We start from the raw sequence: 24,404 nt of genomic DNA, 5'->3' as shown, positions 1-24,404 counted from the left end.
GTGTGGTGTAAAAAGTCGCTGCTGCGGGGCGGCGGGTACGGCTAGGACACGTGCATCCATGTGCGCCACGCGGCCGCGCGCAGTCGCGTCCGCGCCACGACACCGGCGCTGCTGTCGCCATCGAACTGGCCGAGCCAGTCCCGGCAGGCCCAACTGATGCGCATCAAGAACCCGTGGCGGCGTGCCGAAGCGGGGCCGCGGTCGAGCCGGTAGAACGTCGCGATCCAAGCGGGGTCGCGGCCGTCGTGATGGATCAGTTCAGCGGTGATGACCGAACGCAGGGGCCGACGAACGAGGTGAACGCGGCGGTCGCCGATGTAGATCGGCAGCACCGTCTCCCAGTTGTCGGTGACCATGGGCGAGCGCCAGTCGGAACGCCACGCCCGCAGGATTTCAGGACCTGCCGCCTCCTGCTCGTCCTCGCTCCAGTCGTTCGGGAACCCGAAATTCGGGCAGGGCCTGTCCAGGCCCTTCGGGACCATGACGGCCTTGCCGTGAGCTGGGTCGGGATGTACGCGCGAGACCGTGACGCTGTCGTCCGACGAGTCCCAGTCCGGGTGGGCATAGACCCGGTACCGGCGTCCGTCGAGGTCGAAACTGCCGATGTTCAGCTGCGCACGCTGCTGCGCCCCCATCATGACGCCGCGCCAGCGGCTGGCCGCAGACTGAAGCGTCGCGCGTGGAACATGCTCGTCATGGCCGTTCCCCGCTTCCTGCGGCGGCTTCGGCATACCAGATATGACTGGCCGCGCTCGCCACATCCGCGCCCACATCGGCGAATCCGAACACCTGGAGCCACACGCCCGTCAGCCACAACCTGACCGAGTCCCCATCGACCTCCACGACCTCACCCAGCAACCGGGCAGATGTCTCGGTGTGGAGGGAAACCGAGCGCCGTTTCAAGTCGGGTGTGAACAGAACCCGCTGGTCGTTGATCGTCAGCGCTTTCGACCAGGGCCCCGGCGGCATCGGCACCGGCAACGCGCGCGGGCGCAGGGCGCCGGGCAGGTCTACCAAGGTGCAGTAGAACGCCAGCGCCTCGTACCGAAGCGCGGCAATGCGGTACTTGCTCAAGGTGTCTCGGTGCTTGCCCTTGAGCACGCACTGCGGTTCCCCGGAGGCCAGCCGGATGACTCGCCCGAGCTTCCGGTGCGGCTTGTCGGGCGTATGGACATCGACCGCGTCGGCATCGAGATCGAACCGGAGAAGGAGAGTGACCGGATTGTGGACCCCGATTGTCACGAGCTTCTCGGGCGATGTGGGCTCGGCGGCCCCGTAGCCACTCAGGAGCGTGTTCATCGCTTCACCTCGGTGCGGCTCATGGGGCCACCACTTTCGCCACGCCGATCGCCCGGGGCGTGGCCGCCGGGACCGGTCGGGGTCTCGAATGAGGCTGCCGCGCCCGCCAGCGGCGGGCGCCGCGTTTGTGTCGTGGCGCTGCTACCTGGATTCCCCGCTCGGCCTCAGCCTGGGTGATCAGGCCCTGGTCGACCAAGGCTCGCCGCAGTTCAGTGCGGCCCACCGTCAGCGACAGGATCATTTTCAGATTCCGAAGTCGCGCTGCGCAGCCGTGCGGGGTGGAATCCCACCGCTCGTCCTCGGCGTGATGCGGGCAGACCGGCCGCCCGAGTCCCCCGCGGCGGCGGATGACCTGACCTGGGTGATGAACGCCGAGCCCGAGACGGGCCGATGTGTAGGCGGCCTGAACTCCCTCGTCCTGGACGCCGATGAGCACGCTGGATACGATCGTTACGGCCACGAGGCTTCTCCTTTCGTGTGCCTGACCGCCCGCGTCGAGAGCTCCGCCAAGAACTTCCTCGACGCGGGCGGCGTCTATGTGCGATCCGTGTCTGTGTAGCCCGCCCGCCCCACCGTCTTGTGACCAACGTCAGCAGCGGGCGGGCCGTGGGCCGCTCTTGCGGCGGGGCACGTCAGCCGGTACCTCTCGCTACTGGCTGGCGCTGTCACCACCGTTCCGGTCTCGCAGCCCTGATTGAAGATGTGATGCCCAGCTATGAGGCCAAGCACAGCCACAGCATTGCACAATTTGAGCATTGATGCAACACTTGGTCGTGCGCAACCGTGGCGTTGATTCAACGTGCAGGGTCATACCGTGCCTGCGACGGTCGTCATCGACAGGGGCGCCGCCGGTCGGTAAGATCCCGTCAACACCCGCAAGGAGGGGAAATGGCCAGAAGGTACATACCGGTTCAGGCCCTCTATATCGGTAAGTTCATCCAAGAGCGGATGGCTGAGCAGGACATCTCCCCCAAACACCTCAGCGAGCAGATCGGGAAATCGGTCTCGATGATCAGCCGCTACCTGTCGGGCGAGTACGCGATCCCTGCCGAGGTCTTCCTTGAGATCCTGGATTTCCTGGACATCACGCAGGAGGAGGAACGACAGCAGCTGATCGCCCTAAACCGCGATGCAAGGGATTTCGGGTGGGTCGAGGGCTTCGGTTCCTACGTAGGCAAGAACGCCAACAGCGCCAAACTCGAAGGTGACGCCGAGGCGATACGGGAATTCGAGCTGAGCGTCATGCCGGGAATCCTCCAGACCGAGGAGTTCGCAACGGCGCTGATGAGCGCGGGCCCCAAGCGTGACGACCCGGTCGCCGTCAAGCGCCAGGTCGAGGTGCGGATGACGCGAGCGAAGGTGCTGTCCAAGGATGAGGCGCCGTCCGCACAATTTCTCCTCCATGAATCGATCCTCCGACAGAGGGTCGGAGGTGATGGGGTGACGGCTCGTCAGTTCGAGCATCTGCTGAACCTCAGCAAGCGGCCGAACGTCGAGATTCGAGTCCTGCCGGAGGAAACTTGGAGCCACATCGCCGAGGGCATCGTTACCGGTTTCACCCTTTATCACCTGCCGAGTCCCCTCCCTGTGGTCGTTTACATCGACAACTCGACCGGCGCAATGTACAGCCAAGACCCTGACATAGACTTGTTTAAGAAGGCCTTCGATGCGCTCTGGGCCGGCGAAGCACTTACACCTGAAGCCAGCCTGGCGCGGATCGCTCAAGAGTTGAAGGACGTGACGAAGTGAGCCCGAATCGCCGGGACGGATGGCGCAAGAGCACCCGGAGCAACAACTCCGGCAACGGTCAGGACTGCGTGGAAGCACGTGCGACCGGCGCTGCGTTCGAGGTCAGGGACTCCAAGCTCGGAGAACAGTCCCCGATCTTCGACTTGTCCTCCAGTGACTTTGCCGCCCTCCTGGATCACGGCCGCCGGAACGGCTAGCCCATACGAAGCCTGAAGCGCGTCCCCTCCGTGGGGGCGCGCTTGACTATTTTCCGGGAGTACCACGAGACATGCCAGCCCACAACCATCCGCTCAAGGGCGAGTTCGACAGCAGCACGGCACGCTGGGAACGCACGCAGCATCCGGACGGCACACCGGCCGCGCTGGAGATCGGCTACGCCGACAACGGACTCGTCGCCCTCCGGATGGCCGCAGACCCTGAGGGCGACCTCCTCATCTACACCCCCTCGGAGTGGGAGGCGTTCATCGAGGGCGTCCGCGACGGCGAGTTCGACCTCGAAACTTGGGCGGCCTAGTCGTCCGTGCCAGTGAGTCCGCGGTCCAGTGCCTGCAAGGCTCGTTCGAGCTCGGTCGTGACGATCTCGGGAAGATGTGCGTTCGGCTGCACCAGTTGGGCCACGTCTGCGAACAGCTTGAGGTTGTCGTGCGCGCCGGTCGCTCGCCACACCGTCACAACGTCGTCGCAAATCTCCACGAACCGTTCGCGAGGCAGCCTCGCACTCGGAAAGGCCCTGCTGACTCTCAGCAGCGCCTCGCGCATCGCAATGGCGCAGGCCCGCTCGGTCTCGTCCCCGGTGGGTTGCCAGAGGTCCAAGCGGGCGCGGATGCCGTCAACATTCAGTCCGATTTCTTCGATCACATGTTCGAGTATGTCACTGGCGCGGAGTCCTCCCCAACGGGCCCGCCAACCAAGCGTTGCCACGTCACGGCAAATCCGGACGACCTCTGACCTGGGCAGTTAGCCTGCCTACTGAGGCTGCCTCTCGTATATACAAGGCCCCTGGCCTGGAGCTACGGTCCTGGACACACAAACGTCCTGAACCGGAGTTATCAGCATGAACCTGACAATCCCCCGCCGCGCGGTCCTGGTAGCCGCCACCATCCCGGTCGCCGGCGTCGCCGCCGCAGCCTCGTACCACCACATCCACACCCTCGCCGCCGCTCACGGGCAGCCTGAGTTCATCGCCGCGACGCTGCCGCTGAGCGTTGACGGGATGATCCTCTCCGGCTCGTACGCCATGACCGATGGCCGTACGCACCGCGGCGCGGCCTGGGCGACGTTCATGGTGGGCGTGGTGTTCTCCCTGGCAGCGAACATCCTGGTCGCCGATCCCGACCTCATCAGCCGGGTCATCAGCGCGTTCCCCTCGATCAGCCTCCTGCTGACCGTGGAGGTCCTCATCCGGTCCAACAAGGTCGGTGCCGTCGACGCCGCAGCCGCGGCCGTTCGGCGGGCGGCCGAGGACGGTGCGATGCCGGAACTGGTCGCCGAACTCGAAGCGCAGATGCCGGTCGAGGCGCACGCGATGGCCGCCCTCCTAGCCGCGAACGACACGGCGGTCAAACCCGAGGCGCACCTGCCCGAGGGCATGTTCTGGATCGCGATCCAAGACGCCGAGCCCCTGGCCGACGCGGTCCCTGAGGCCCCCGCCGAGGACCACGCGAAGAAGACGCGCGAGCGCCAGCGGAGCCTGTCGCCCGAGATCCTGGCGCAGGTCCGCGACCTTCTCAACGAGGACCCGGAGATGAGCGACGAGGAGATCGGCGAGCGCATCGGCCGCGCGCCCCGAACCGTGACCGGCTACCGCAAGGCCGTGCAGCAGGAGCGCCCGACGTCGGGAGCGAGCGAGGAGGCCGCCGCTACCTCGGCGGCCGACCCGATCCCGCGCGTCGCATAAGGATCGAGACCCCGGGGTGACGATTCACCCCGGGGCCTCGTCGGATTCGGCTGCGGCACGACGAAAGCGCCCGGCCGCCCCTGACGGGGTGGCCGGGCACGCCGTTGGTGCCTCAGCCGAGATCGACTGCGACCGCGGCGAGGAAAACGGCGCCTGCGAGGGCGATGAGTGCGAACCGGAGCAGCTTCCACTTGAGGTTATTGATGGCCCTAAGGCGGGCGCCTTCCTCGGCGCGTGCCTTCAGATCGGCTTCGGGATCGGCGCTGGCGTATTGGGCCTGGGCGAGCAGGTCCTCGGCAGTCGGGTTCCGATCGGATGGTCGCCGGGGCCAGATGACTGCGACGAGCAGTGCGACCGAGGCGAGCGCGATCCCCAGTGCAGTTTGTGCAACGTGTGTGGCCGTCTTGGGCAGGTCAGCCAGAACGGTGAAGGCGATGGCGGTACCGGCTGTGGGGATGACGAGCACGATGGAGGCTTTCGCGTCGGTCCGTTCAGACTGGTGCCGCTCTGCGGCGACGTACTGGTCGAGCCAGGCTCGGTGCCGCTCATCGTCGTTGTCAGGCTCACGTGGGTCGTTGTCGTTGGGGTGCAACAATGCTCCTTCGGACGCGTCCAGGGCCTCAGAGCCTGGCCTGAGAGGACGACGACCGCTGCCCCCTCGGCGTCCACCCACACCCGGACTTCGGGACCGCCTAGCTTTGCGGGCGCTCATCCAGCCATTCGAGTCCCTGTCGGAGTTCAGTAACGTCGAGCCCACCGTCCCACGAAACAGCCTTCACAGGAGCATCTGGATGCGATTCGAGGATCGGGATTTGGGCATAGTCCGGCATCGGGTAGTTGGTCACCAGCAAGACTCCCGAGAAGGCTCCGAGATACCAATCCAGCCGCATCCGACTTACCGTGCGCATCACATGCCGAGGATCAGCGTTAGTGAAGTACTTCGCCAAGACAGCGATGCGGTGGCCGGACGGAGTCTGGACCACGTAGTCGGCACCCCCGTCCAAGGGGCCACGCCACCGCGTGTGTTCGGGGACGATGATGGCCAGCGCGAGACCAAGTTTCACCTCATAGTCAAGCCCTCGGATCACTGGTGATTCGTTGATGCGCGGGTGGAGTGCCTTCGCCGTTTCGATGACCGCCTTCGCCTCATCAGGTTCGCCCTCATCAAGCTTCTCCTCCGCCAGTTGCTTCGTTCGCTCAACCTGCTGCCGGGTCCCGAAGCTCGCGCCGCCTCCTGCGGTAATGCCGGTCAGCGGAGTGTTCTGAAGTCCCATAACGAGCAGCACTAGCCCGGCGCCAAAGACGCCGACCGTGCCGGCTTGGTTTCCTGAGTCGGTCACCACTGCCCAGCATCCGATTACGGCGAGCACTGCCCCAAGGCCCATTGCAGCAAAGCGCGCCCAAGGCTCCAGTCTCGCGAGCACGCGCTCGGCCTCCTCCTCGGGAGCGCCGTTTTCATCCATCGGTCCACTGTACGGGTTGACATCGATGCGTGCATGACGAGAAAGTCGCCCGAGAACCGGCTCCGTGACAAGCTGCACCACAACGGAAGAGCGCCCGGCCACCCTGTGAGGGGTGACCGGGCGCTTGGGTCGGGCTCCCCGGGGCGAGCGGGGCGAGTGGGCGGTTAGGTGCGGATGCGGGTGGGGGTGTTGATGGCGGCGAGCGCGGAGGTGACGAAGCCGGGGACGGTGGCCGCGAGTTCGGTCCACAGGTCTGTGGAGACCTCGTAGATACCGGCGACGAGCAGGCCGGCGGTGGCGATGCGGTAGACCCAGGCGCGGACCTTCTGGGAGAGGTCGGCAGGCTCGGGCGGGAGGGCTGCGGTTGCCATGTGGCGCTTCCTATCTGGGGCGCGGGGCCCCGGTGGTGGGTGTGGTGAGGGGTGGCCTGCGGCGGGGGGCGGGTCAGTCGGTGACGGGGTTGCGGTACGCGGCGGCCCAGGTCTTGGGGCCGATGAGCCCGTCCGGCACGAGCCCCTGGTCGTTCTGGAAGGCGATGGCGAGGGCGCGGTACTCCGAGCCGTAGCGGCCGTCGTTGCCGTACACGGGAAGCCAGCGCTTCCCGCGGCCGATGCTCCAGCCGCGGCGTTCGAGCTGGCGGGCCCATTCCTGGAGCCACTCGGTGTCGGTGCGGCCGTTGAAGGTCCGCCCGTGGTGCCCGGAGACGGAGGCGGCGCCGCCGGTGCGGGGCCCGAAGTAGTAGTGCTGCGGGAGCGGGAAGGCGATCTCGGGGCCTGGGGCCGGGCTGCCGGTCGGGGGCACGTCCGGCTTCGGGCCGGTGCCACCGCCGCCGCCGTTGTGGTCGGCGAGGTGGTCGGTGACCCAGTCGGCCAGGCGTTCGCCGGGGCAGGCGGTGGAGGCGAGCTGGCCGTGGGTGCGGATGCGCAGGGTCTTGCCAGCGCGGCGGTTGGCCTCGTCGTAGAGCCAGGCCAAAGCGTCCTTGACGGGTTCGGGGACGGCGCGGCTGACGTAGTTGCCGATGACGCAGACACCGACGCATTCGGTGTTGTGGCCGGCGATGTGCGCGCCGACCGTGAGCCAGCCCCGGCCGTGGTAGATGGTGCCGTCGTCGCCGACGAGGAAGTTGTATCCGATGTCGGACCATCCGCGCGAGTTCATGTGGAAGTCCTGGATCTCGCGCGGGGTCTGGTCGGCGCTGGCGCCGGAGTGGTGGACGGCGAAGGTGGTCCGCTTGGACCAGGTGGTGCGCGTGGTGCCGGTGGCGCTGCGTGCGCCCCAGGCGGAGCGGGAGACGATGCGGGACACGGACCCTCCAAAGTGGTCACTAGGGTGGTGCGGGGTGCGGAGCGGGCCCGGCGCGCGGTTGTGTGCCGGGCCCGTCGAGGGGTGCGAGAGGTGCGGTGGAGTGGTTCAGGCGCTGGCGAGGGTGTGGGCGCGGACGGCTTGGAGCCATAGCCGTCCGGGGCCGCTCGTCCAGCCGTAAAGGGTGAATTCGCCCGTCTCCCCGGGGGCCCGTCCGTCGCCCCAGCCGGGGACGGTGGCGAAGGCCTCGCCGGTCCCGGTCTGCTCGCTGATGACGGTGCGGCCGTTGAAGTCGAGGCGCCAGTGGGCGCGAGTCGCGAGGCCGCTGGTTTCGGTCTGTACGCCGATGGCGATGCGGCCCTGCCAGATCGGGGTGGTGCCGGTCAGGAGTGGGACGGGGTCGCCTGCGCTGGTGGAGGGCCAGAGGGCGGGGCCGTCCGGGTCGGTCTCGGCCTCGGCGGTCGGGACGAGGTGCAGGGGCAGGGTGGGGCGGGCGAGTCCGCCGGCGGGGTCGGTGGCGACGACCGGGGTGCCGCGGTCGTCGAGGAGCGCGATGGCGGCACGGGCGCCCTGGCCGGTGCCGGTGGTGGCGGCGCGGATGGCGGGCGATCCGTTGCCGTAGTTGAGTCGCCAGAGCGCGCCGTCGGTGTCGGGTTCGCCGAACGTCGCGATGGGGATGCCGTCGTCGGTGCGGAAGCTCAGCGCTCCGGTGACGGTGGTCGAGGAGCCGGGCGGGATGACGCGGCCGAGAATCCACCAGGTGCCGGGGCCTTGCCCTGGGGCCCAGCCGAGCAGGGCGACGAGGTCGCCGACGCCGAGGCTCATCGAGGTCCCCGGCGCGATGACGGGCAGGTCGTGGAGGTCGGTCTCGCGCCAGCGGATGGTGTTGGTGCGGGCGCGCGAGTCCCAGGCGACGACGCGGCCCTGTCCGAAGCGGACCGCGGAGGCCGGGGCGGTGTCGAGCAGGGCGGCGAGGTCAGCGGCGGGCCGGGGCATGCGCGCGTCCTAGTTGTGGTGGAGGGCCATCCAATGCACTGCCCGGTTCTCCCAGGTCGAGAGTCGCCCGCCGTCCGAGGCGAACACGAAGAGCGTGAAGCCCGTATTCGAGATGTAGAAGGCTCGGGAGTGCCATCTTGCTGTTTCTCCGGCGGCCGAATTGATGTTGGTGAAGACGACCGGCTGACTGGGAAACGGCCTGCTGTACGAGACTTCGACGGTGAAGTTGTCGCGGTTCTCGAAGCTCACCCGGACCTCGGAGGTCTCGATCGAGGCGAACATGAGGTCCACGCGGCGCCGGAGGTTCTGGAGGCCATCGGCGGTGGTGGCGGCCCGATCGTCGATGGGCGCCAGGGCGGCCTCGGTGTCGTCGGCGAGCTGCTCGAACGCCACCCAGCCTTCGGCGGGGTCGGTGCGTTCGGGGTGGCGCAGGCCGTAGCGGGGCGTGGTGGCGGTCATGCGAGTACCTCCGGGGCGGTGGTGAGGGCGGTCTGGTCGCGCGTCGAGGCCGACATGGCGGCGTCGATCGTGAGGGGGACGGTGAGGCGTTCGAGCTGGTGGACCTCGAATCCGCCGTTCGCGCCGGTGACACGGACGCGGTCCCAGGGGCGCAGGCCCGGGTGGACGATCGAGCCGAAATCGATCGCGCTCGGGCGGCCCCGGCCGCGCCGGAGCATGGCCGCGGCCGCGCGCGCGGCCTGGTCCACGGTGAGGATCGCGGCCGACTCGAACACGAACGGCACCATGCCCATCGGCCCGCCCCACCGTGCGGGCGAGGCGGGGTCGGTGTCGTAGGCGACGGCCTGGACGGGCTCGCTGGTCCCAGCGGTCTCGCCGCGGGCGACGACGGCTCCGGCGGCTCCGGCCCGGGTGAGGCGGCGGCGCGTCTCGACCAGGACGCCGCCGGGTCCGGCGTCGACCGTCCACACCGGTTCGGGTGCGTCCGGGATGTCTCTGACGCGCAGGACGCCTTCGCCGTCCCACCAGGGGATCTGGCCGTGCGCGGCGGCGAGCTGGGCGAGGGTGGCGTACCGGTCGTCTTCGCAGACGATGGCGCGGCCGAGCGGGGCGGCGCCGGTGCCGGAGTCGAAGCGGATCAAGGCATCGGGGATGAGTTCGCCGATGAGATCGGCGAAGACTTCCGCGAGGGTGACCTGGGGCCCGTACTGGCGGGGTGCGATGAGGGTCGAGTCGCGGACGGTGGCCATGCGGTCGGAGCCGGTGAGGGCGATCTGGCCGCGACGCCGGGTCTGCTCGACCGTGTCGATCCGGTAGTAGCCCAACGGGGACCACCAGGTGCCGGAGGGGGTGCGCAGGCCCCGGCGGACGAAGACCTCACCACCCCAAGGGGAGAGCAGGCTGTCGGTGCCCGCGCCGGGCCAGTGGGTCCGGGCCCCTCCCCCGCCAGCGGTGCCGGACACGGTGAGACGGAGGGTGCCGTGGACGGCGGCGGTCGCGTCGAGTTCGACGTCTCCGTCGATGATGTCGAGCGCCGTCCCCGGCGGGTTGGCGCCAGTGGGGTGGCCGGTGACGGCGCGGGCTTCGATGAGCGCGGTGTGCGAGCCGCGCAGGACCGCGTCGAGCACCGCCGGGCCGCTCACCGGCCCGGCTCCAGGTCCTCGGGCACGCCGAACCGGTCGGCGACATCAGCCCAGGTTCCGTTGTCGGCCGCGAGCGCGGCCCAGGTGGTCCAGGCGCGTGCGGCACCGGCCCAGGTGAACTGGGCGCCGGGCAGCTCGGGCGCGGGCGCCGCTGCGGTGCGGCACGGCAGCTCGAAGATGCGAGGCCCTTGGACGTGCCCGTCCTGGAGGTCCCGGACGGCGTCACCGATGTGGACGTACCCGCCGGGGACCGGCCATCCGGCCGGGACGTGCAGGAGCATGACCTCGCCGGGCGCGAGGGCGGCCTCGATGCGGTCCGCCTGCGCTTCGGCGTCGGCCGCCGGGTCGCGGCGCAGGTCGTCGGTGACGAGGGTGAGCGTCCACTCCCGGGAGGAGCGCGGCGCGGTGACCACGACCGGCTCGGCCCGACCGACGACCTCGAACACGCCAGCGCGGGCAGCACGGGTCACGGTGCCCCAGGTGAGGACATCCACCGGCAGGTTCAGGAACGGGAGCACGGGGCACTTGAGCCACACCGCGTCCAGCTCGGGCGTGATCGCGGCCCCGGCGAGGGGGCGCCCGAGCTCGTCCACGATGCGGTACCGGTTCTCGACGCCGGGGGTGAACTCGAAGTCGTTGCAGCGCACGCCTCCGGCCAGGGCGATGCGGTCGGCGCCGCGGACGGACTGCCAGGTACGGCCGGTGTCGGTCGAGCGCAGCACCGCACCATTAGTGAAGCGGTCGGCGAGGTCGCCCCAGGTCGGGTTGTCGGCCGCGAGCGCGTCCCAGGTCGGCCAGATCCGGGCGGCATCGCCCCAGGAGGGATCGGCGCCGGGGAGTCCGGTCGCTTCGATGCGCACCCGCGAGAAGTCGCCGTGATAGGTGAGGGTCAGCGCCATCAGCGGACCCGCCCGGTACCGGCCAGCGCGCTACGGGCGAGGCGCGCGTCGTGGCGTTCGAGTTCGACCTCGATGACCTCGCGGACACCGTCGCCGAGGTCGATGGGGATGCGGGCGATCATGGTTCCGTCGCCGCGGGTGAGCAGTTCGCGGTCGGCGGCGGCCAGGCGCACGGTCGGCCCCTCCAGGTCGGCGCGGACCATGCCGGGCATGTCGGCGGTCAGGCCCTCCAGTTTCGTTCGGACCGTGGGGATGCGGGCGTCGAAGCCGGTCAGGAGCGAGTCGATGATCGAGCGTCCGGCCGGGGTGAACAGGCGCCGGTCCCGCTTCGGGGGGCCCTTCCAGTCGGTCATGGACGAGGTCAGGCCCTGGAGTGAGTCGCGGACGGAGTCGTAGCTGTCCTCCAGGCCCTCCAGCAGGCCGTTCACGAGGTCGCGTCCGGCGTCGACGAGGAGGCCGCCGAGGTCGCCGAGCGCCGAGGTGATCCAGTCCGGTATCCCCCCGGCCCAGTCGAGGAGGCGCTGGCCCTGCTCGATCGCGGAGTCGGCAAGGTCGCCGAACCAGCCCGCGACCCGACCGGGCAGCGCTTGGAGCCACCCGTAGGCGGCGAGGATCTCCAGGGCGTGGCTCTCGACCCACGCGACGATCCGGTCGCCGATCCCGGCCACGAAATCCACAATGGCCGACCAAATCGCGGTCGTCTGGTCCTTGATCCACTGCCAGGCGCTGCCCAGGGCCGCGACCACGGTGTCCCAGTTCTTGACCAGGGCCACGATGCCGACGATGAGCCCCACGATGATGGCGATGAGCACGATGATCGCGGCGACCACGAGCCCGATCGGGTTGAGCATCAACGCGATGTTCCATGCGATCTGGACCGCCGTGGCGATCACGACGGCCGCGCGCCAGATCGCCATGATGACCGTCGCGGCGATGACCGCGACGCGCCACAGGCCCATCGCGACCGCGGCGATGCCGATGGCGATGGCGAGCCCGACGAGGACCGGCGTCAACGGCAGCAGTTTGTCCACTAGGGAATCGAGGTATGGGAGGAGCGGGGCGATGTGCTCGGCGAGGCCGGTGGTGAAGGTCCGGCCGAACTCGGCGAGCGACGCGCGCGCGGATTCCCCGGTCGCTCCGGCGACTTCGCTTGCGGCCCCGGTGAAGTCCCCGAGCGCACTCGTGGCGGTGGAGGGGTCGACGGCCAGGAGCGCCGACTGCATCGCCGTCGCCTCTTCGCCGAACAGCTCGACCATGACGCGGGAGCGCTCGGCGGGGTCCTCGATCGCGCTGATCGCGGCCAGGAGCTGATCGAGCGCGGCCTTCGCCTGGTCGCCGCCGCCGGCGAGCTGCGCCGCGAACGCGGCCCCGCCGAGGCCGAGGGCGTCGAACGTCTCGATCCCGTCGCTCGCGTTGCCGATCAGTTCCTCGAGCGCGCCGGTGAGGGCGTCGGCCGAGGGCGCACCGGCTTCCAGGCCCTGGACGAGCATCCCGATCGCCGAGGCGCCGTCGAATCCGAACTGGCGCAGGTTCACCGCCGAGGTGGAGAGGGTGTCGAGGAAGTCCTGGCCCCGGTCTGCGCCGCCCTGGAACCCGGCGGCGATGAGGTCGAACGCCTCGTCCATCGATCCGGCGAGGCCGGTGCGGACCAGCTGCGCGGCGGTGTCGATGGTCTGGGTGACGTCCTGGCCGAACATGTTCGCCAGCGCGGCGGCATCGGAGGTCAGCGCCGCCACGTCGCCGGTCTGCCCGAGCTCGTCGAGCGAGCGGGTGACCTCGCCGACGGCGGTGCCGACTTCGGCGAGGGAGTTGCCGAGCCCGGCGGCGTAGACCTCGCCGGCGATCTGCGCCGACTCGGCGGCGGCGTCCTCGGCCAGGCCGAACTGGGCGCCGAGGACGGCGGGCAGGTCGGCTTGAGTGAGGGCCTGGTCGAACGCGGTCGCGAACAGGGCCGCGGAGCCGAAGAGGAGCCCGGCGCCGAGAAGGTTCTCCACGGTGCCGCCGAAGCCGCTGCCGAAGCCCTCCCCGGCCCGCTCCCCCGCGTCACGTCCGGCGGACTCAGCCGGGCCAGACAGTTCGCGAGCGATCGCGGCGGACCCGCCCTGAAACGACGGGATGAGGCTGACGTAGGCCGCTGCGATCTCACCGGCCATCGCGTCGACCTTCCTTGCGGGGTTGGTGGCCGCGGGCCGCGAGCGCGGCACGGACGGCGTCTTGGCTGACCTGGGGCTTGGTCGAACGGGCCTTGTCGCGCAAGGGGAACGGCCGGACGTAGCGCTCGGCCTTGCCGCGCTTGCGCTTGTCGGTGTTGACCGCGACCGTGAGGTCCCACAGGTCGGCGAGCGCGAGCGCCTCCCGGGAGGCGGGGTAGTCCCACCCGGCGAGTGCCGCCGCGAGATGGCTCGTGGGGTCGGCAAGGAGCTGCTCGGTCAGCAGCCACGCCTCATGCCAGGAGACCGTCCCGTCGAACGGTGCCGACAGGGGTAGGCCGAACCGGGCCCGCCAGTCGTAGGCCAGGGGCCCGGGGTGCTCCTCGATCAGGTCGAGGAGCCCGGCGATTCCCCCGGGGCGGCTCCGGTCTGGCGCATCCACCGGCCGATGACCCGCCCGAACTCCTCGATATTCATGGCGCGCAACGCCTTCAGCGCGGCCGGGTCGGGGTCGGCGGCGTGGAGCATGGCGATCCCCAGGCGCAGCTCGCCGACGCCCGAGGTGTCGGTGACGGCGTCGATGAGCGCCCCGGCCTCCATGCGCGCGGGCGCGGTCGCGGCGGGCGGGAGCGTGTAGCGCTGGCCGCCGTGGGTGAAGTTGAATGGGCGGGGTGCTCCGGCGGCGGCGCGGGCCTCGGTTCCGGCGGGCGTCTGGCGTGCGCGGTTGCGGTTTCGGTTGCGGGCCATCAGGTCGCCTCGCCTTCGCCCGCGTCGCCCTCGTCGCCGGTGTCGGTGTCGGTGGCGAGCGCGGAGTACCACTTCTTCGCGGCGTAGCGCGCGGATCGGTTGCGGTAGGCGGTGATGGTGTTGGTGTAGCCGACCGGGTCGGAGCTGTTGACCGTCTGCGTGTCGACCTCGGTTACCTGGACCTCGGGCATGTGGAGGCGGCAGAAGGCGTCGCCGTCGACATAGTCGACGATCATCGCCCGCCGCGGCCCGGTCTCGCCGGGGTCGATGACGATCGAGCCGTCCGCTGCGACGGGCCTGCCGTAGTACAGCTCCAGGCTGTTGCGGTTGGTCTCGATCATCGTGAACACGGTGGTGAAGCTCGCCGAGGTGACCGAGACGCGCACGACATCGGCGTTCTGCCAGGCCGTGGTCTCCTGGAGCGAGCGGGTGCGCTCCTCTTCGATGCCGTCCTCGGAGAGGTAGCCGACATCCCTCCAGATCTCGGGGAGCGGGTCGGTCGCGTTCTGCGGTGCCCGGGTGCCTACGGGTGCGAAGCAGATCGCGCCGGAGATGCCGACGCGCACGTCGGCGGAGTTCAGCGCCATCGAGTCCTCCTGTCAAGTTGTGGTCGGGGTGGCGGGGGCGGGGAGGGCGCGGCCGCGGAGATGCACGGCGGCGGTGAGGGCGTAGCGGGCCTGGCCCGAGACCGGATCGGGCAGGTTGACCGGGCCGCCGAGTTCTTCGACCCGGTAGACGGGGGTGCCGTCGAGGACCCGACCGGGCAGGGCGGCGAGGAGGCCGCGCACGAGCTGGGCGAGGCGGTGCGCGTCGGTCTCGCTGGTGCCCCAGCATTCGGCGCCGATGGTGGCGGCGTCGACCACGAGACCCCGGCGGGCGCCGCCCAGGCGCGGCACGAGGACGCACCGGTCAGGGCGCGGGTTCGGCATCGTCACGGCCACATGCACATCGGCTTCGCCGTGGGCGGCGAGTTCGGCGGTGAGGTAGTCGACCAGGAGCGCCTCGGCGTCGCGGAAGACGATCACCTCGGAGCGCATCAGCCGCGCCCGGCGTCGAGGGCGCGGGTGAGATTGCGGGTCTCGGCTTCGGCTCGCGCGGCCTCGGGGGTCGCGGTGCGCACCGAGACGCGGTAGCGGTTCCGGGCGGTCTCGGCGTCGGCTTCCATGCCCTCCCCAGCGGCGTCAGCGATTGCCTCGCCGCGCCGCTCCAGATCGTCGGCGATGCCGCTGTAGTCGCCCTCAGCGCGCAGGAGCTTGCGGACTTCCTTGCGGTTGAGGCGTACTCGAGGTCGCGCCACGGTCGTCACCTCCGTCGAGTTCGTCGGCGAACTCGCGCAGGAACAGTGCGAGCGCGGTGCGAAGGTCGCCCGAGCGAGCGATGGTGGCGACGATGTCGGCGTGGACGTTCCCGACGTTGATGCGCACGGGTATGCCGTTGCGGGCCAATGGGGGTCTCCTCATCCCTCCGCGCGGCGGAGTTCGGCTTCGAGGTGGGCGAGTGCGCCGGTCGGTGAGGGCCAGCGCCGGGGTGGGCCGGCCAGGTCGTAGACGACGCCCTGGTAGCGGACGCGGTCGCGGACATCGAGGTCGGCGCTGGCGGGGGCGAACAGGCGCAGGGTCGAGACCGCAGCGTCGCGGGCCTGGCCGGTACTGGTGAACAGGACCCGCTCACTGCTCGCGGGCTGGAGGCGGCAGCCGGTGACCTCGTGCTCGGTCGCGTTCGCCCAGTCGGGAACCGGGGTGCCGCGTTCGATGCGCGAGCCGGGTCGAAGCACCGTGATCGCCTCGGTTTTGAACGAGATTGGCACTCTGGACCCCTTGTCACTCAAGGTCTCTGCGAACACCAGCGAGCCCCGAAACCCCTACACTCAGGGTCATGTGGGAGTTTCTTGGCGGTCTTGCGCCGGCCGGAATCTGGCAGATGATTGGTGCGGTTGTGACCGCAGGAGCGGCAAGTTGGTTTGGGTACAAGCTGGGCCACAAGACCGCGCACCGGAGCGAATACCGCCAGATCCTGCGGGAGCTGCTCGAAGCGCTTTCAGAATTGCGCGATCTAGAGCTTTCGCCGCCCGATCGCTCCTCCCGGAGCCATGAGGAGCTCATCGACCTTCATCTTGGCCTGTTCCGCAAGATCGAGAACCTGGGAGAACAGCTTCCCGACCCCCTGCTCCGGATGAGAATCGAGAACATCCCCGCTCTTCTCTCGACCAATTACGAGCAACTCCGTGCAACACCCAACGGATCGCTGTTGGAAGGGAACGAAGTCGAGTTTCGACTCATGGTTATCCATGACGCGTACAGAGCCGTGGGGAAGGTTCTGCGCGGAGAATCAGTGCCTGCCCCCACCAGATTGACGCTGGTCGGTTTTGCCCAACGCAAGAATCTACAGTTCAGCGCGGAGGATATTGCGCTCATGAAGCGCGGTGTTCCGTTGTAGCCGCTAGTACAGCCGAGTGCTCCGCGGCAGGGTGGGGAACAGCGCGTCGAGTGCGTCCGCTTCGGCGCTGGTGAGTCCGGTGGTGCCTGCGTAGGCGTCGGTGCCCCAGGTGACGGACTCGCCGCCGGCCTGTTCGGTGCGGGCGCCGGTGAGCATTGCGTCGGGGATTGCGGCCAGGCGCGCGGCGATCGAGCATACGAGTTCGGCGAGCTCGTCGGGCAGTTCGGGCCAGCCGTGCTCGTAGACCACGACGAGCGGCCCGCACGCCGTCGCAGTCAGGTGGGAGCCGTTGCGGGTGAAGGGCACCGGGGTGCCGTCCGCGTCGGTGAGCGAGGTGATGGCGCGGACGGGCCGCTGCGGGAGCCGCCACGGCCCGGGCCCGGCCAGGGTGAGTCGGGAGGTTCCGGCGGTGATCTGCTGGCGGGTGTGGCGGCGGACCCGCGCCGAGGCCGCCGCCGCCTTGGTTGCGGCGGCGGCCTCGTACCCGAACCGGGCCAGGTCGGCTGGACCAATCAGGTCGGGCAGGCGCGGCACGGTGCTAGGATCCGGGGTAGGTGTAGACCTGGACGGCCTGGTTGTAGCCGGGCAGGCCCAAGACGCGTGCGCCGTATACGTGCAGGCCGCGCAGCCTGTCTGCGAATTTGGTGTGGCTGCGCATCGCTTCGACGGTGTCGATCTGCGACACGTACGCCACGGCCGGGGCCCAGAACGCGACCGCCTGCGGCACATCGGCCTCGGGCAGCGAGTTGGTCGGCACCAGGGTGAAACCGAGGTATCGGCCGATGATCGCCTCGCGCAGGCCCGCCGGGGAACCGGAGGTGTCCACGCTGGTGATCTTCGCGTCCGAGCCGAGTAGCAGGGCCTCGAACTCGGGGTTCATGAGGAAATACCGGTCGGCGGCGTCGATGGACGCTTTGGACAGGGCCTTGCGCATGTCGCGCATGACGTCGTGGGTCGAGTCGCCGTCCTCGGCGTGCACGGTCACGGTGCTGGTGGCGTCGGTGCCTTCGGCGACCATGCGGGAGGTGATGTATCGGTCGGCGTCGAGGGCGACCGAGCGGCCGGCGGCGGTGGTCCAGTCGCCGAAGCCGCCTGCGGCCTGGGTCCGGTCGATGTCGTCTACCAGGAAGTCGAAACTTTTCTCCTGGTCGATGAGGACTTGCGTGGCCGCGTCCTCGATCTCCTCGGCCTCGGTGGTGCGCCCGGCGGCCTTGTAGTCCTTGACTTCGGGCGGGATGACGCCGGTGATGTTGACGGCGTTCCCGCGTCGGGCTTCGCCCTCATAGCCCCGGTTGCACAGGGCTGCGACGACGGCGTGGTCCTGGATCGCGGCGAGCGTGGCCGCGGCCCAGATTTCGGGGATGAAGTTGTCTACGGACAAGCGGGGTCTCCTATGAGGTCTTGCCCATCAGCTGGTCGAGGTGCCCGGCCTGGCGCGCGGCGTCGATCTGGGCCGGGGTCTTCCCGTCGAGGTCGGCGCGGGTCCACTGCGCTTTACCCCCCACGTCGGAGCCGCGGTGGCCGCCGCCGAAGTCGGTGCGCTTCGCCTTGTCGGTCTCGGCGCCCTTGAGTCGCTTGGCGAGTCGTTCGGCGCGGTCGGCGATCTCCTCGGGGGTGCCGGTGCCGAGGAGGGCGAGGTCGTCCTCGGACAGGCCGTGTTTGAGGGCGGCCTGGTGGCGGGCGAGGTCGGCTTGGGCCTGTGCCGCAGCGGTCTCGGCGGCGGTGACCTGCTCGGTCAGCTTCTGGGTCTCGGTCTTGTTGGCGTCTTCGATCGCGTCGAGCTGCTTCGCCTTGGCGGCGTTGGTCTTCGCGTTCGTCTCGTGCTTGCGCGCCAGCGCCTTCCACTTCTCGGCTTCGGCCTGTGCCTGCGCGAGCAGGTCGTCGGCGTCGGCGTTCTCGTCCGTGTCGGTCGAGGCGCCCGTGTCCGTCGCGGTGTCGGGTTCGGTTCCGGCGGTGCCGGTCTCGGACTCCGGTCCAGCGGTTGGGGCGTTCGCGTTGGTGGGCTTGGACATGGCGGTGTCTCCCGTGTCGGGTTGGGTCCCGCCCCGTGTCGGGGCGGGCAGGTCAGGTCAGGAAAGGTCCGCAGGCCCGGTGAAGTCGTGGGCGGCCAGGGTGAGGACCGGGCCGAGTTCGCCGTGCTCGCGGATGGCGATCTGCGGCCAGTAGGCGGCGGCGCGGGCGGTGGCGTCGACGGCGTCGGCGCCGAAGCGCTCGGCGATGGCGTCGTGGGCGCGGTCGAGCCCGTCGGGGTCGATGACCTGGCCGGGGTCTCGGCCGCCGTAGATCGGTTGGACGCCGCAGTCGCAGCCGCCGTGGATCGCGGCGAGGTCGGCCTTGCGGTACCGCTGGGTGGCGGCGACCGCGCAGATGCCGCAGTCCTCCCGGCCGGTCAGGACCCGCCGGTAGCCGACGACCCTGTCGTCGCGGCCGAGCACGCCCCGGCTGGTGTGGGTCTTCGCGAGCTGCAGATCGGTGACGGCGAGGGATTGGGCTCGTGCCCGCCCGGCGGCGACGGCGTCGGTGAGGCGCTTGCCTTCGGACAGCGCTGTCCACAGGGTGTGGAAGGGCCGCATGTAGACCTCGGCTGGGTCGACGCCGCGGAGCGCCGTCCCGGTGACGGCGTCGAGGTCGAGCCTGGCGGGGCGGAACGGGCCGCCGTGGAGGTGCGCGGCGTACTGGGCGAGGTAAGCGCTGGTCAGGTTGGCGATGTGGCGCTCGCCGGCCTGGACGATCGGGGCAACCGCGCGGACGAACCGGGTGGCGTCGGCGTCCCTCCAGGAATCGAGTGCGGCCCAGGCGTGTTCGACGCGGGCGAGGGTCTGTGTGCGGGCCCTGGCGTCGGCGTCGAGGTAGGCGCCCACTATCCGAGCGGTCTGCGCGTCAACGGCCATCGGCGTCCGGCTCGGGCGACTGCTCCGGGGCTGGGCGACCCGGTGCAGTCGCCAGCGGCGGGGCGGGGGCGGTAGTGAGAAGGTCTTCGGCGCGTTCAATGGCCATGCGGTCGATCTCGTCGCCGTCGAACTGCATGATGCGCGCCATCTTGGTGCGCCACGGGATGTCCGAGCCCGCCTTGGAGAGGGCGTCGAGCCGCTCGGTCAGGGACTGACGTTCGGGCGGGCGCCACTGGACATCGACCTCGGGGACCTCGTTGAGGCCCTGCTCGATCTGGAGGGCCAGGCCCATCCCGAGGGACCAGGACGGCCCGGCCCGCTCCAGACGGTCGCCGGTTTTGAAGACCAGGCCCTCGCGGGCCGCGGCGGCGCCCTCAGCACTTTGGTTCGTGTTGTCGGGCAAGAGCATCGACATGGGGGTGCGGGTGAGCGCGGCAAGGTCGCGGACATCGTCGCGGGAGGCGGTGAGAATGCCCGACACGTCGGTGACCCCGGACTCCCACAGCTCCACGCCTTCGGGCAGATGCCAGAGCGCGCCGGGGCCGGGGCGAAACAGGGCGGCGTAGTCGATCGGGGTGCCGGTCTCATCGGTCTCGGGCAGGTCGCCCTTGGTCGCGCGCTGCTTGTACGCCTGCATGGCGGTGATGACCAGCCGCTGGAGCACGCCCCAGTTGATGCGGTCGATGAGGTCGAGATGGGACCCGAACTCACTGCGACCAGAGCGGTTGACGAACGGCACCAACGGGACATGGCGCAGGCCGGTCGGCTGCGGGCCGAGCCGGAAGCCCTCGGCGTCGAGCGCGGGCGCCCACTGGCCGGCAACGGTCTGGATCGGCTGCGGGATGCCGTCGCGGTTGACCGGGGTGGCCCGCTCGAACCGCTCGACGTACGCCAGGCCGTCGTCACCGAGGACGTGGACGTAGGCAGCATCCAACCCGCTTACGTCGTCGCGGTAGACCTTGAGGCCGGCGCGGACCCGGTCGGGACGGGCCGGGTCATGGTCGCAGGCGACCTGCTCGGGCCGCTCGTAGACGATCTCGGCGCGGTCGGGATCGCGGGCGTCGCGCTGGACGCACACATACCCGGCGCCGAGGCCGATCATGTCGCGGTGGACATCGGCCGCCCACATACCGAGCCGGTTGCGTTTCCAGACCGCGCGAGCCGCGTCGTCGTCCTCGTTCAAGTCGCCAACCCGCCAGCCGGAAACGATCATGCGCTCGGCGACGGCCTCCACGATCAGCTCGGCCCAGTTCGACCGGGACTTGCGCTGGAACTCCTTATAGGAGTCGCGGCAGCCTTCGGCGCCCTCAGGTAGCGGGGCGTCGCCGTCGAGGTAGCGGCGCAGCAGTGTCAGGGCCGGGCGGCGCCGGTCGAGGGTGTGCGCGAGCCGGTCGAGCCACCAGTCGGTCGGGGACAACGCGGGGCCTCCGGGAGTCAGCGGGAGCGGCGGACGGGCGAAGTGCGGCGGGTGCCGATGCCGCGGGCGAGCGCGTCAAGGCGGGCCTGCCACGCGAGGATCGCGCCGACACAGGCGTCGATCTTGTTCGGGGAGTACTCGTGTTCTTTGCCCACGGTCAGCCGCTGGTGTCGGATGCGCCTGCGCGCGTTGAGGACGTGGCGGGTCAGTGCGAACCCCGCGTCATGGGTGAGGTCGCCGTTGCGCACGGCCGCGGCGAATGCCTCCACGGCGCGCTCGACCAGGATCGATCTGCCGCCGGTCATCCACCATTCGATGGGGTGGTCAGCGCGCACCCTGACTTTCAACCTGCGGCCCCATTTGGCTTCCCAGTTGTTGACGTAGGAGCGCCAGTCGCGGGCCGGGTCGGCGTAGAAGGCCACGACCTTGTAGCGGCGGAAGGCATCCGACACGGCCGCCTCGATCTCTGGGAGCGGCGGGGTCCAATGCTCTTGGCCGGGGCCGTCCGGTGCCTCCCAGACGCCGAGGGCGACGAGGTGCCCGTCCATCGTGCAGGCCACCAGCGCGGTGGCGTCGGGCTTCGCGCGGCGCCCGCCGCGGCGGCCGCGGGAGCCGTCGAACCCCAGGGTGATGACTTCGCCGGGAAGGAGACCCCGGTCGGGGTCGGCGCGTCCGGCCCATTCGTGGTGGCGCAGGTACGCGTCCCCCGCGCTTTCGCGCACGTTGAGGAAGTACCGGCGGGAGTCGGCGGGGTCCGCGCGGATGTCGTAGAACTCGTCAACGAGCGCGTCGAGGTCGTTCCAGGCGAGGGCATCGCCGAAGGCTTCGGCGATCCCTTTGCGGAGGGCTTCCTCGTCGGAGAGGTCCTCGCACTCGCCCCACCGGTGGTCGTACAGGAGCCGGGCGCGGCGGGAGCGGCCGGACTTGATGAGCTCGCCCAGCGCGTAGGTCTGCTCGGCGACCGACTCCTCGCCGGCGGCGTACATCGTCGTGGTCTCCAAGAACCACGTCTCGGCGATTTTCTTTCGCTTGCGGAGGTTGCGCGTGACGGTGCGGTACATGTTCCGCAGCTCGGCGGTTGTATAGAGGTGGGTCTCGTCGAAGACGACGAACGTCTCCTTGCCGCCGTCTTTCGAGGCGGAGGAGGCGGTGGATGGGGTGATCTCGCCGCCGCCGGGCAGGTTGACGCGGGTGAGCCCGGCGTCGATACCGGGGACGTGGGCGAGCGGGCACTCGTCGTCGGTGAGGTTGTAGTAGACCGAGTCGAACGTGTTCCCGGCCTGGCCCTCCTCGGTGGCCATGATCCGGATGTATGGGACCGAGACGGGGCGGCCCATCGGCTCGCCGGGCTGGTAGACGTACTCGAACCCGAGGCCCCAGGGGTCGGTGTAGACCTCGCCGCCCTCGGCGAACCCGTCGAACCGGCACGGCCCCAACGCCTCGAACAACGCGAGGCGGGCGGCGAGTCCGGACTTGTCGCAGCCCTTGGGGCGGGACAGGAACGCCGAGTCGTAGAGGCGGCGGCCGTTCGCGTCGAGCCCGTAGGCGTCGACGATGAAGGCGGTGTACTCGTCGCCGTGGGCGACGGGCTCGCCCTGGACGTCGCCGGGGCCGTGGCGGGCGAAATGCTCGATCCAGGCGACGCCCAGCCAGCCGAGCGAACGGGCCCGGTCGTGCGCGGGGGCGCGCACCAGTGTGCGCGGCACTGGCTACTCCAGGAGCCGGCGGCGGCGGGCGTCGAGGTCGGTCACGACCGCGAGCCCTTGGGGTGCAGCGCCTTCGGCTTCACCCGGTACCTGCACGGTCATTCGCAGTCGGTTGCGGTCCTCGAAGGTGGCGCCGAACTTCGCGGCGCGGAGCCGGATCTCGGCGGCGTCGCCCTTCCCGGTCTCCCAGAGCCGGTGATGCAACAGGGCGGTGTCAAGCAGGAACGCCCAGTCGGTGTCAAGAAAGGTCTGCGCCATAGGTGACCGCCGCCAGTGCTCCCACCACGCCACCGTGACCGGGTGCCACTCCTGTCCCTCGGGGAGCACGTCCTCGGGGAGCGCGGGGCCGCGAACCTCGTCGTCGGCTTCGAGAATGGTGGGAGCGATGGTGTCAGCGTTGCGGCGACGGCGGTGCGCGGGGTCCTTGGGCTGGGGTCCACGTCCGGCCACAGCATCCTCCGCTCAATCGATTCCGCGCCGCCGTTAAGAAGCCCTGACCTGCGTCAACGCCTTAAGCAAAAAAATCTCTGAGAAACCCGTAACCGGGGATCGCTGAGCTCGTTCTTAATATTGAACTTGTATTGGGCTTTGATGGTCACGGACAGTGTCCGGAAGACATCTTCAGTTCTGAAGTTCCCAGTCCCCCGCAACGTCCGCGCCAGTGGCACTGCTTTTACGTGCCTCCGTTTGGTCACGGGCCGAACATCGAACGGAGAACGGCGTCGTGAACCTCTATTCCCTTGGCTCCTGGATCACGGTGGTACTTGCCGCGCCAGCGATATGCGCTGCCCTGGTTGCAATCGCCGCGCTGCGCGGAACTCGCCCAGAGGAACGCCCAGAAATTCTGCGAGCGTTGGCGGACTTCACCACTGCGCTTCAGCTTCGTCGCGTGCCATCTGCGACCACCAAGCGCCGAGTTCCCAAGGGAACAACGCCTCCCGATCAGGATTGACCAAATCCCCAGACCCGTACGGAGGCCGGACCGCAGCACCTACCCGTCGCGCTGCCGGCCCCTGGGGGTCCCGCCCCTGGGGCGGCCGTGTTAATCGCGGGCGCTTGGCCGATGCTCTGTCGTGACACCGTCCGATACCTGACCTTGCGCGCCTGTTAGAGGCTTCAAGGCCGTCGCCTGTGCCGTGCTCCAGTACCCTCGAAAGGGTGCCCCTACCCCTTGGAGCTGATACCCGTGCACGCCAAACGCTTCGGATACTGGATCTCACAAGGACCTGCGGCCAGCATGCCTGCAACCCAGCGATGGATCGAGTCAAGGATGCTCGGGCCCAGGGGATGGACCATCTACCTTGGCGTGATAGCTACTGCGGTCGTCGTGCTCGTGCTGTTCGCGACCGGCACACTGGACAGCGGCACGATTGCAACTCCGGGTCAGGGACTCTTGCTTTGCCTGCTAATCCTTGCAGTGCTCGTATGCCTCTGGGCGATCCTCGGCGGGCCCCTGTACGCGTACTTCGGTCGGCGGATCCAAGCACGGCTCCGACGGCACCCGTGGCAGGCGTGGCCCGTCCTCGCCGAGCGGCAAGGCGTCGTGGAGCTTCTTGATCCCGAGGGACAAGTGTTCAAGACGTTCGTCAACTCGACACCGATGCCCCGACCGGTCTGGGAGGGACTGACCGATGGGCTGGGGGTGTTGTGGATCTGCGGCGATCTGCGAGAGGAGATCACGATGGCGGCGCCAGGAGGTGGTCAGATCTGGACGGCGAAGGTGTTGCAGCAAGCGCAGGCTCCAGCAAGCGCCACCGCCGATCCTGGCCTGCTGGAGTCGACCATCAGCTCGGCCGCCTCGGACTTCGTGCAGGCGTGGTTGAAAGAGCACCTCTAACTCGTTCCGGCGCA

Annotated in this window: 32 protein-coding genes; 7 read left to right on the top strand and 25 right to left on the bottom strand. The window is 69.5% G+C overall.

Translation table 11 applies throughout. The annotated features are described in order from the left end of the window. Positions 1-41 precede the first annotated feature (41 nt). Positions 42-731, bottom strand: a complete 690-nt coding sequence (locus ACGGCP_RS02965; RefSeq protein WP_392960184.1) for a hypothetical protein — start codon at positions 729-731, stop codon at positions 42-44. Continuing rightward, positions 694-1,299: a hypothetical protein gene (locus tag ACGGCP_RS02960; RefSeq protein ID WP_392960181.1), complete on the bottom strand. Its 606-nt coding sequence runs from the start codon at positions 1,297-1,299 to the stop codon at positions 694-696. Before ACGGCP_RS02960 ends, ACGGCP_RS02965 begins: the two co-directional genes overlap by 38 nt. An 88-nt stretch (positions 1,300-1,387) precedes the next feature. Between ACGGCP_RS02960 and ACGGCP_RS02955 the strand changes: the two genes are divergently transcribed. The 4 genes from ACGGCP_RS02955 to ACGGCP_RS02940 all read left to right on the top strand — a co-directional run bounded on the left by ACGGCP_RS02955 (position 1,388) and on the right by ACGGCP_RS02940 (position 3,562). After that, positions 1,388-1,858, top strand: coding sequence for a hypothetical protein (locus ACGGCP_RS02955; RefSeq protein ID WP_392960178.1), 471 nt, complete (start codon positions 1,388-1,390; stop codon positions 1,856-1,858). Positions 1,859-2,187: 329 nt separating this feature from the next. Beyond that, entirely contained in the window at positions 2,188-3,048 is an 861-nt protein-coding gene (locus ACGGCP_RS02950; RefSeq protein WP_392960177.1) for a helix-turn-helix transcriptional regulator, read from the top strand. Further along, a complete protein-coding gene (locus tag ACGGCP_RS02945; protein WP_392960175.1) occupies positions 3,045-3,245 on the top strand; it encodes a DUF397 domain-containing protein in 201 nt (66 codons plus the stop codon). The genes ACGGCP_RS02950 and ACGGCP_RS02945 overlap by 4 nt, the downstream gene beginning before the upstream one ends. 71 nt (positions 3,246-3,316) lie before the next feature. Beyond that, positions 3,317-3,562, top strand: a complete 246-nt coding sequence (locus ACGGCP_RS02940) for a DUF397 domain-containing protein (protein ID WP_392960173.1) — start codon at positions 3,317-3,319, stop codon at positions 3,560-3,562. Here ACGGCP_RS02940 and ACGGCP_RS02935 read toward each other — a convergent pair. Then, positions 3,559-3,906, bottom strand: a complete 348-nt coding sequence (locus tag ACGGCP_RS02935; RefSeq protein WP_392960171.1) for a hypothetical protein — start codon at positions 3,904-3,906, stop codon at positions 3,559-3,561. The two genes, ACGGCP_RS02940 and ACGGCP_RS02935, sit on opposite strands and share 4 nt — an antisense overlap. Before the next feature lie 196 nt (positions 3,907-4,102). Here ACGGCP_RS02935 and ACGGCP_RS02930 point away from each other — a divergent pair, with 196 nt between their 5' ends. Further along, positions 4,103-4,945 carry a DUF2637 domain-containing protein gene (locus ACGGCP_RS02930; RefSeq protein WP_392960168.1) on the top strand — a complete coding sequence of 281 codons (843 nt, stop codon included), beginning with the start codon at positions 4,103-4,105 and terminating at the stop codon, positions 4,943-4,945. 112 nt (positions 4,946-5,057) lie between these two features. On the opposite strand, the gene ACGGCP_RS02925 is transcribed toward ACGGCP_RS02930, so the two are convergent. The 15 genes from ACGGCP_RS02925 to ACGGCP_RS02855 all read right to left on the bottom strand — a co-directional run bounded on the left by ACGGCP_RS02925 (position 5,058) and on the right by ACGGCP_RS02855 (position 15,910). Continuing rightward, a complete protein-coding gene (locus ACGGCP_RS02925) occupies positions 5,058-5,537 on the bottom strand; it encodes a hypothetical protein (protein WP_392960166.1) in 480 nt (159 codons plus the stop codon). Between the two features lie 100 nt (positions 5,538-5,637). Then, positions 5,638-6,408: a hypothetical protein gene (locus ACGGCP_RS02920; protein ID WP_392960164.1), complete on the bottom strand. Its 771-nt coding sequence runs from the start codon at positions 6,406-6,408 to the stop codon at positions 5,638-5,640. A 164-nt stretch (positions 6,409-6,572) separates the two neighbouring features. Next, on the bottom strand, positions 6,573-6,779 hold the full coding sequence (locus ACGGCP_RS02915) for a hypothetical protein (protein ID WP_392960162.1): 207 nt from the start codon (positions 6,777-6,779) through the stop codon (positions 6,573-6,575). A 73-nt stretch (positions 6,780-6,852) separates the two neighbouring features. Then, entirely contained in the window at positions 6,853-7,713 is an 861-nt protein-coding gene (locus ACGGCP_RS02910; protein ID WP_392960159.1) for an N-acetylmuramoyl-L-alanine amidase, read from the bottom strand. 105 nt (positions 7,714-7,818) lie between these two features. After that, positions 7,819-8,706 carry a hypothetical protein gene (locus tag ACGGCP_RS02905; protein WP_392960156.1) on the bottom strand — a complete coding sequence of 296 codons (888 nt, stop codon included), beginning with the start codon at positions 8,704-8,706 and terminating at the stop codon, positions 7,819-7,821. A gap of 9 nt (positions 8,707-8,715) precedes the next feature. Beyond that, positions 8,716-9,165, bottom strand: a complete 450-nt coding sequence (locus ACGGCP_RS02900) for an H-type lectin domain-containing protein (protein WP_392960153.1) — start codon at positions 9,163-9,165, stop codon at positions 8,716-8,718. Beyond that, entirely contained in the window at positions 9,162-10,307 is a 1,146-nt protein-coding gene (locus ACGGCP_RS02895; RefSeq protein WP_392960151.1) for a DUF5047 domain-containing protein, read from the bottom strand. Before ACGGCP_RS02895 ends, ACGGCP_RS02900 begins: the two co-directional genes overlap by 4 nt. Further along, on the bottom strand, positions 10,304-11,206 hold the full coding sequence (locus tag ACGGCP_RS02890; RefSeq protein ID WP_392960149.1) for a hypothetical protein: 903 nt from the start codon (positions 11,204-11,206) through the stop codon (positions 10,304-10,306). The genes ACGGCP_RS02895 and ACGGCP_RS02890 overlap by 4 nt, the downstream gene beginning before the upstream one ends. Then, entirely contained in the window at positions 11,206-13,359 is a 2,154-nt protein-coding gene (locus ACGGCP_RS02885; protein WP_392960146.1) for a phage tail tape measure protein, read from the bottom strand. Before ACGGCP_RS02885 ends, ACGGCP_RS02890 begins: the two co-directional genes overlap by 1 nt. Then, complete coding sequence (locus tag ACGGCP_RS02880) at positions 13,349-13,798, bottom strand: hypothetical protein (protein WP_392960144.1); 450 nt, start codon at positions 13,796-13,798, stop codon at positions 13,349-13,351. The genes ACGGCP_RS02885 and ACGGCP_RS02880 overlap by 11 nt, the downstream gene beginning before the upstream one ends. Continuing rightward, positions 13,744-14,103, bottom strand: a complete 360-nt coding sequence (locus tag ACGGCP_RS02875; protein WP_392960142.1) for a hypothetical protein — start codon at positions 14,101-14,103, stop codon at positions 13,744-13,746. Before ACGGCP_RS02875 ends, ACGGCP_RS02880 begins: the two co-directional genes overlap by 55 nt. Further along, the gene (locus tag ACGGCP_RS02870; RefSeq protein ID WP_392960139.1) at positions 14,103-14,690 is read right to left on the bottom strand and encodes a hypothetical protein; all 588 of its coding nucleotides are present in this window, start codon (positions 14,688-14,690) and stop codon (positions 14,103-14,105) included. The genes ACGGCP_RS02875 and ACGGCP_RS02870 overlap by 1 nt, the downstream gene beginning before the upstream one ends. 12 nt (positions 14,691-14,702) lie before the next feature. Continuing rightward, on the bottom strand, positions 14,703-15,140 hold the full coding sequence (locus ACGGCP_RS02865) for a hypothetical protein (RefSeq protein ID WP_392960137.1): 438 nt from the start codon (positions 15,138-15,140) through the stop codon (positions 14,703-14,705). Further along, positions 15,140-15,400: a hypothetical protein gene (locus ACGGCP_RS02860; protein ID WP_392960134.1), complete on the bottom strand. Its 261-nt coding sequence runs from the start codon at positions 15,398-15,400 to the stop codon at positions 15,140-15,142. Before ACGGCP_RS02860 ends, ACGGCP_RS02865 begins: the two co-directional genes overlap by 1 nt. 159 nt (positions 15,401-15,559) lie before the next feature. After that, on the bottom strand, positions 15,560-15,910 hold the full coding sequence (locus ACGGCP_RS02855) for a hypothetical protein (protein ID WP_392960131.1): 351 nt from the start codon (positions 15,908-15,910) through the stop codon (positions 15,560-15,562). A 68-nt stretch (positions 15,911-15,978) separates the two neighbouring features. On the opposite strand from ACGGCP_RS02855, the gene ACGGCP_RS02850 reads away from it, so the two are divergent. Beyond that, positions 15,979-16,539, top strand: a complete 561-nt coding sequence (locus ACGGCP_RS02850; protein WP_392960129.1) for a hypothetical protein — start codon at positions 15,979-15,981, stop codon at positions 16,537-16,539. 3 nt (positions 16,540-16,542) lie between these two features. On the opposite strand, the gene ACGGCP_RS02845 is transcribed toward ACGGCP_RS02850, so the two are convergent. From ACGGCP_RS02845 to ACGGCP_RS02815, 7 genes are read right to left on the bottom strand one after another with little or no spacing between them, the layout of a single operon-like run. Further along, complete coding sequence (locus tag ACGGCP_RS02845; RefSeq protein WP_392960127.1) at positions 16,543-17,073, bottom strand: hypothetical protein; 531 nt, start codon at positions 17,071-17,073, stop codon at positions 16,543-16,545. A 4-nt stretch (positions 17,074-17,077) separates the two neighbouring features. Beyond that, a complete protein-coding gene (locus ACGGCP_RS02840; protein ID WP_392960125.1) occupies positions 17,078-17,920 on the bottom strand; it encodes a hypothetical protein in 843 nt (280 codons plus the stop codon). A gap of 10 nt (positions 17,921-17,930) precedes the next feature. Beyond that, positions 17,931-18,551, bottom strand: a complete 621-nt coding sequence (locus tag ACGGCP_RS02835) for a hypothetical protein (protein WP_392960123.1) — start codon at positions 18,549-18,551, stop codon at positions 17,931-17,933. 57 nt (positions 18,552-18,608) lie between these two features. Continuing rightward, positions 18,609-19,430 (bottom strand): hypothetical protein, encoded by an 822-nt coding sequence (locus tag ACGGCP_RS02830; RefSeq protein WP_392960120.1) that lies wholly within the window; start codon positions 19,428-19,430, stop codon positions 18,609-18,611. Next, positions 19,420-20,847: a phage portal protein gene (locus tag ACGGCP_RS02825; protein WP_392960117.1), complete on the bottom strand. Its 1,428-nt coding sequence runs from the start codon at positions 20,845-20,847 to the stop codon at positions 19,420-19,422. Before ACGGCP_RS02825 ends, ACGGCP_RS02830 begins: the two co-directional genes overlap by 11 nt. A gap of 17 nt (positions 20,848-20,864) precedes the next feature. After that, positions 20,865-22,553: a terminase gene (locus ACGGCP_RS02820; RefSeq protein ID WP_392960115.1), complete on the bottom strand. Its 1,689-nt coding sequence runs from the start codon at positions 22,551-22,553 to the stop codon at positions 20,865-20,867. A 3-nt stretch (positions 22,554-22,556) separates the two neighbouring features. Further along, positions 22,557-23,003 carry a hypothetical protein gene (locus tag ACGGCP_RS02815; RefSeq protein ID WP_392960112.1) on the bottom strand — a complete coding sequence of 149 codons (447 nt, stop codon included), beginning with the start codon at positions 23,001-23,003 and terminating at the stop codon, positions 22,557-22,559. 787 nt (positions 23,004-23,790) lie between these two features. Here ACGGCP_RS02815 and ACGGCP_RS02810 point away from each other — a divergent pair. Further along, a complete protein-coding gene (locus ACGGCP_RS02810) occupies positions 23,791-24,390 on the top strand; it encodes a hypothetical protein (RefSeq protein WP_392960110.1) in 600 nt (199 codons plus the stop codon). Positions 24,391-24,404 lie beyond the last annotated feature (14 nt).

This window comes from Glycomyces sp. NPDC048151 (genome assembly GCF_043202775.1).
In the GTDB taxonomy this organism is placed as follows: Bacteria; Actinomycetota; Actinomycetes; order Mycobacteriales; family Micromonosporaceae; genus Glycomyces.
This window is presented reverse-complemented; position numbering and strand designations above follow the sequence as displayed.

Excerpts from the sequence above, each read along its gene's own strand:
- ACGGCP_RS02890 (WP_392960149.1), bottom strand. The coding sequence starts at position 11,206 with ATGGCGCTGACCCTCACCTATCACGGCGACTTCTCGCGGGTGCGCATC.
- ACGGCP_RS02940 (WP_392960173.1), top strand. The coding sequence starts at position 3,317 with ATGCCAGCCCACAACCATCCGCTCAAGGGCGAGTTCGACAGCAGCACG.
- ACGGCP_RS02835 (WP_392960123.1), bottom strand. The coding sequence starts at position 18,551 with ATGTCCAAGCCCACCAACGCGAACGCCCCAACCGCTGGACCGGAGTCC.
- ACGGCP_RS02905 (WP_392960156.1), bottom strand. The coding sequence starts at position 8,706 with ATGCCCCGGCCCGCCGCTGACCTCGCCGCCCTGCTCGACACCGCCCCG.
- ACGGCP_RS02810 (WP_392960110.1), top strand. The coding sequence starts at position 23,791 with ATGCCTGCAACCCAGCGATGGATCGAGTCAAGGATGCTCGGGCCCAGG.
- ACGGCP_RS02950 (WP_392960177.1), top strand. The coding sequence starts at position 2,188 with ATGGCCAGAAGGTACATACCGGTTCAGGCCCTCTATATCGGTAAGTTC.
- ACGGCP_RS02875 (WP_392960142.1), bottom strand. The coding sequence starts at position 14,103 with ATGGCCCGCAACCGAAACCGCAACCGCGCACGCCAGACGCCCGCCGGA.
- ACGGCP_RS02900 (WP_392960153.1), bottom strand. The coding sequence starts at position 9,165 with ATGACCGCCACCACGCCCCGCTACGGCCTGCGCCACCCCGAACGCACC.
- ACGGCP_RS02930 (WP_392960168.1), top strand. The coding sequence starts at position 4,103 with ATGAACCTGACAATCCCCCGCCGCGCGGTCCTGGTAGCCGCCACCATC.
- ACGGCP_RS02850 (WP_392960129.1), top strand. The coding sequence starts at position 15,979 with ATGTGGGAGTTTCTTGGCGGTCTTGCGCCGGCCGGAATCTGGCAGATG.
- ACGGCP_RS02965 (WP_392960184.1), bottom strand. The coding sequence starts at position 731 with ATGCCGAAGCCGCCGCAGGAAGCGGGGAACGGCCATGACGAGCATGTT.
- ACGGCP_RS02920 (WP_392960164.1), bottom strand. The coding sequence starts at position 6,408 with ATGGATGAAAACGGCGCTCCCGAGGAGGAGGCCGAGCGCGTGCTCGCG.
- ACGGCP_RS02865 (WP_392960137.1), bottom strand. The coding sequence starts at position 15,140 with ATGCGCTCCGAGGTGATCGTCTTCCGCGACGCCGAGGCGCTCCTGGTC.
- ACGGCP_RS02955 (WP_392960178.1), top strand. The coding sequence starts at position 1,388 with ATGAGGCTGCCGCGCCCGCCAGCGGCGGGCGCCGCGTTTGTGTCGTGG.
- ACGGCP_RS02885 (WP_392960146.1), bottom strand. The coding sequence starts at position 13,359 with ATGGCCGGTGAGATCGCAGCGGCCTACGTCAGCCTCATCCCGTCGTTT.
- ACGGCP_RS02830 (WP_392960120.1), bottom strand. The coding sequence starts at position 19,430 with ATGGCCGTTGACGCGCAGACCGCTCGGATAGTGGGCGCCTACCTCGAC.
- ACGGCP_RS02870 (WP_392960139.1), bottom strand. The coding sequence starts at position 14,690 with ATGGCGCTGAACTCCGCCGACGTGCGCGTCGGCATCTCCGGCGCGATC.
- ACGGCP_RS02960 (WP_392960181.1), bottom strand. The coding sequence starts at position 1,299 with ATGAACACGCTCCTGAGTGGCTACGGGGCCGCCGAGCCCACATCGCCC.
- ACGGCP_RS02915 (WP_392960162.1), bottom strand. The coding sequence starts at position 6,779 with ATGGCAACCGCAGCCCTCCCGCCCGAGCCTGCCGACCTCTCCCAGAAG.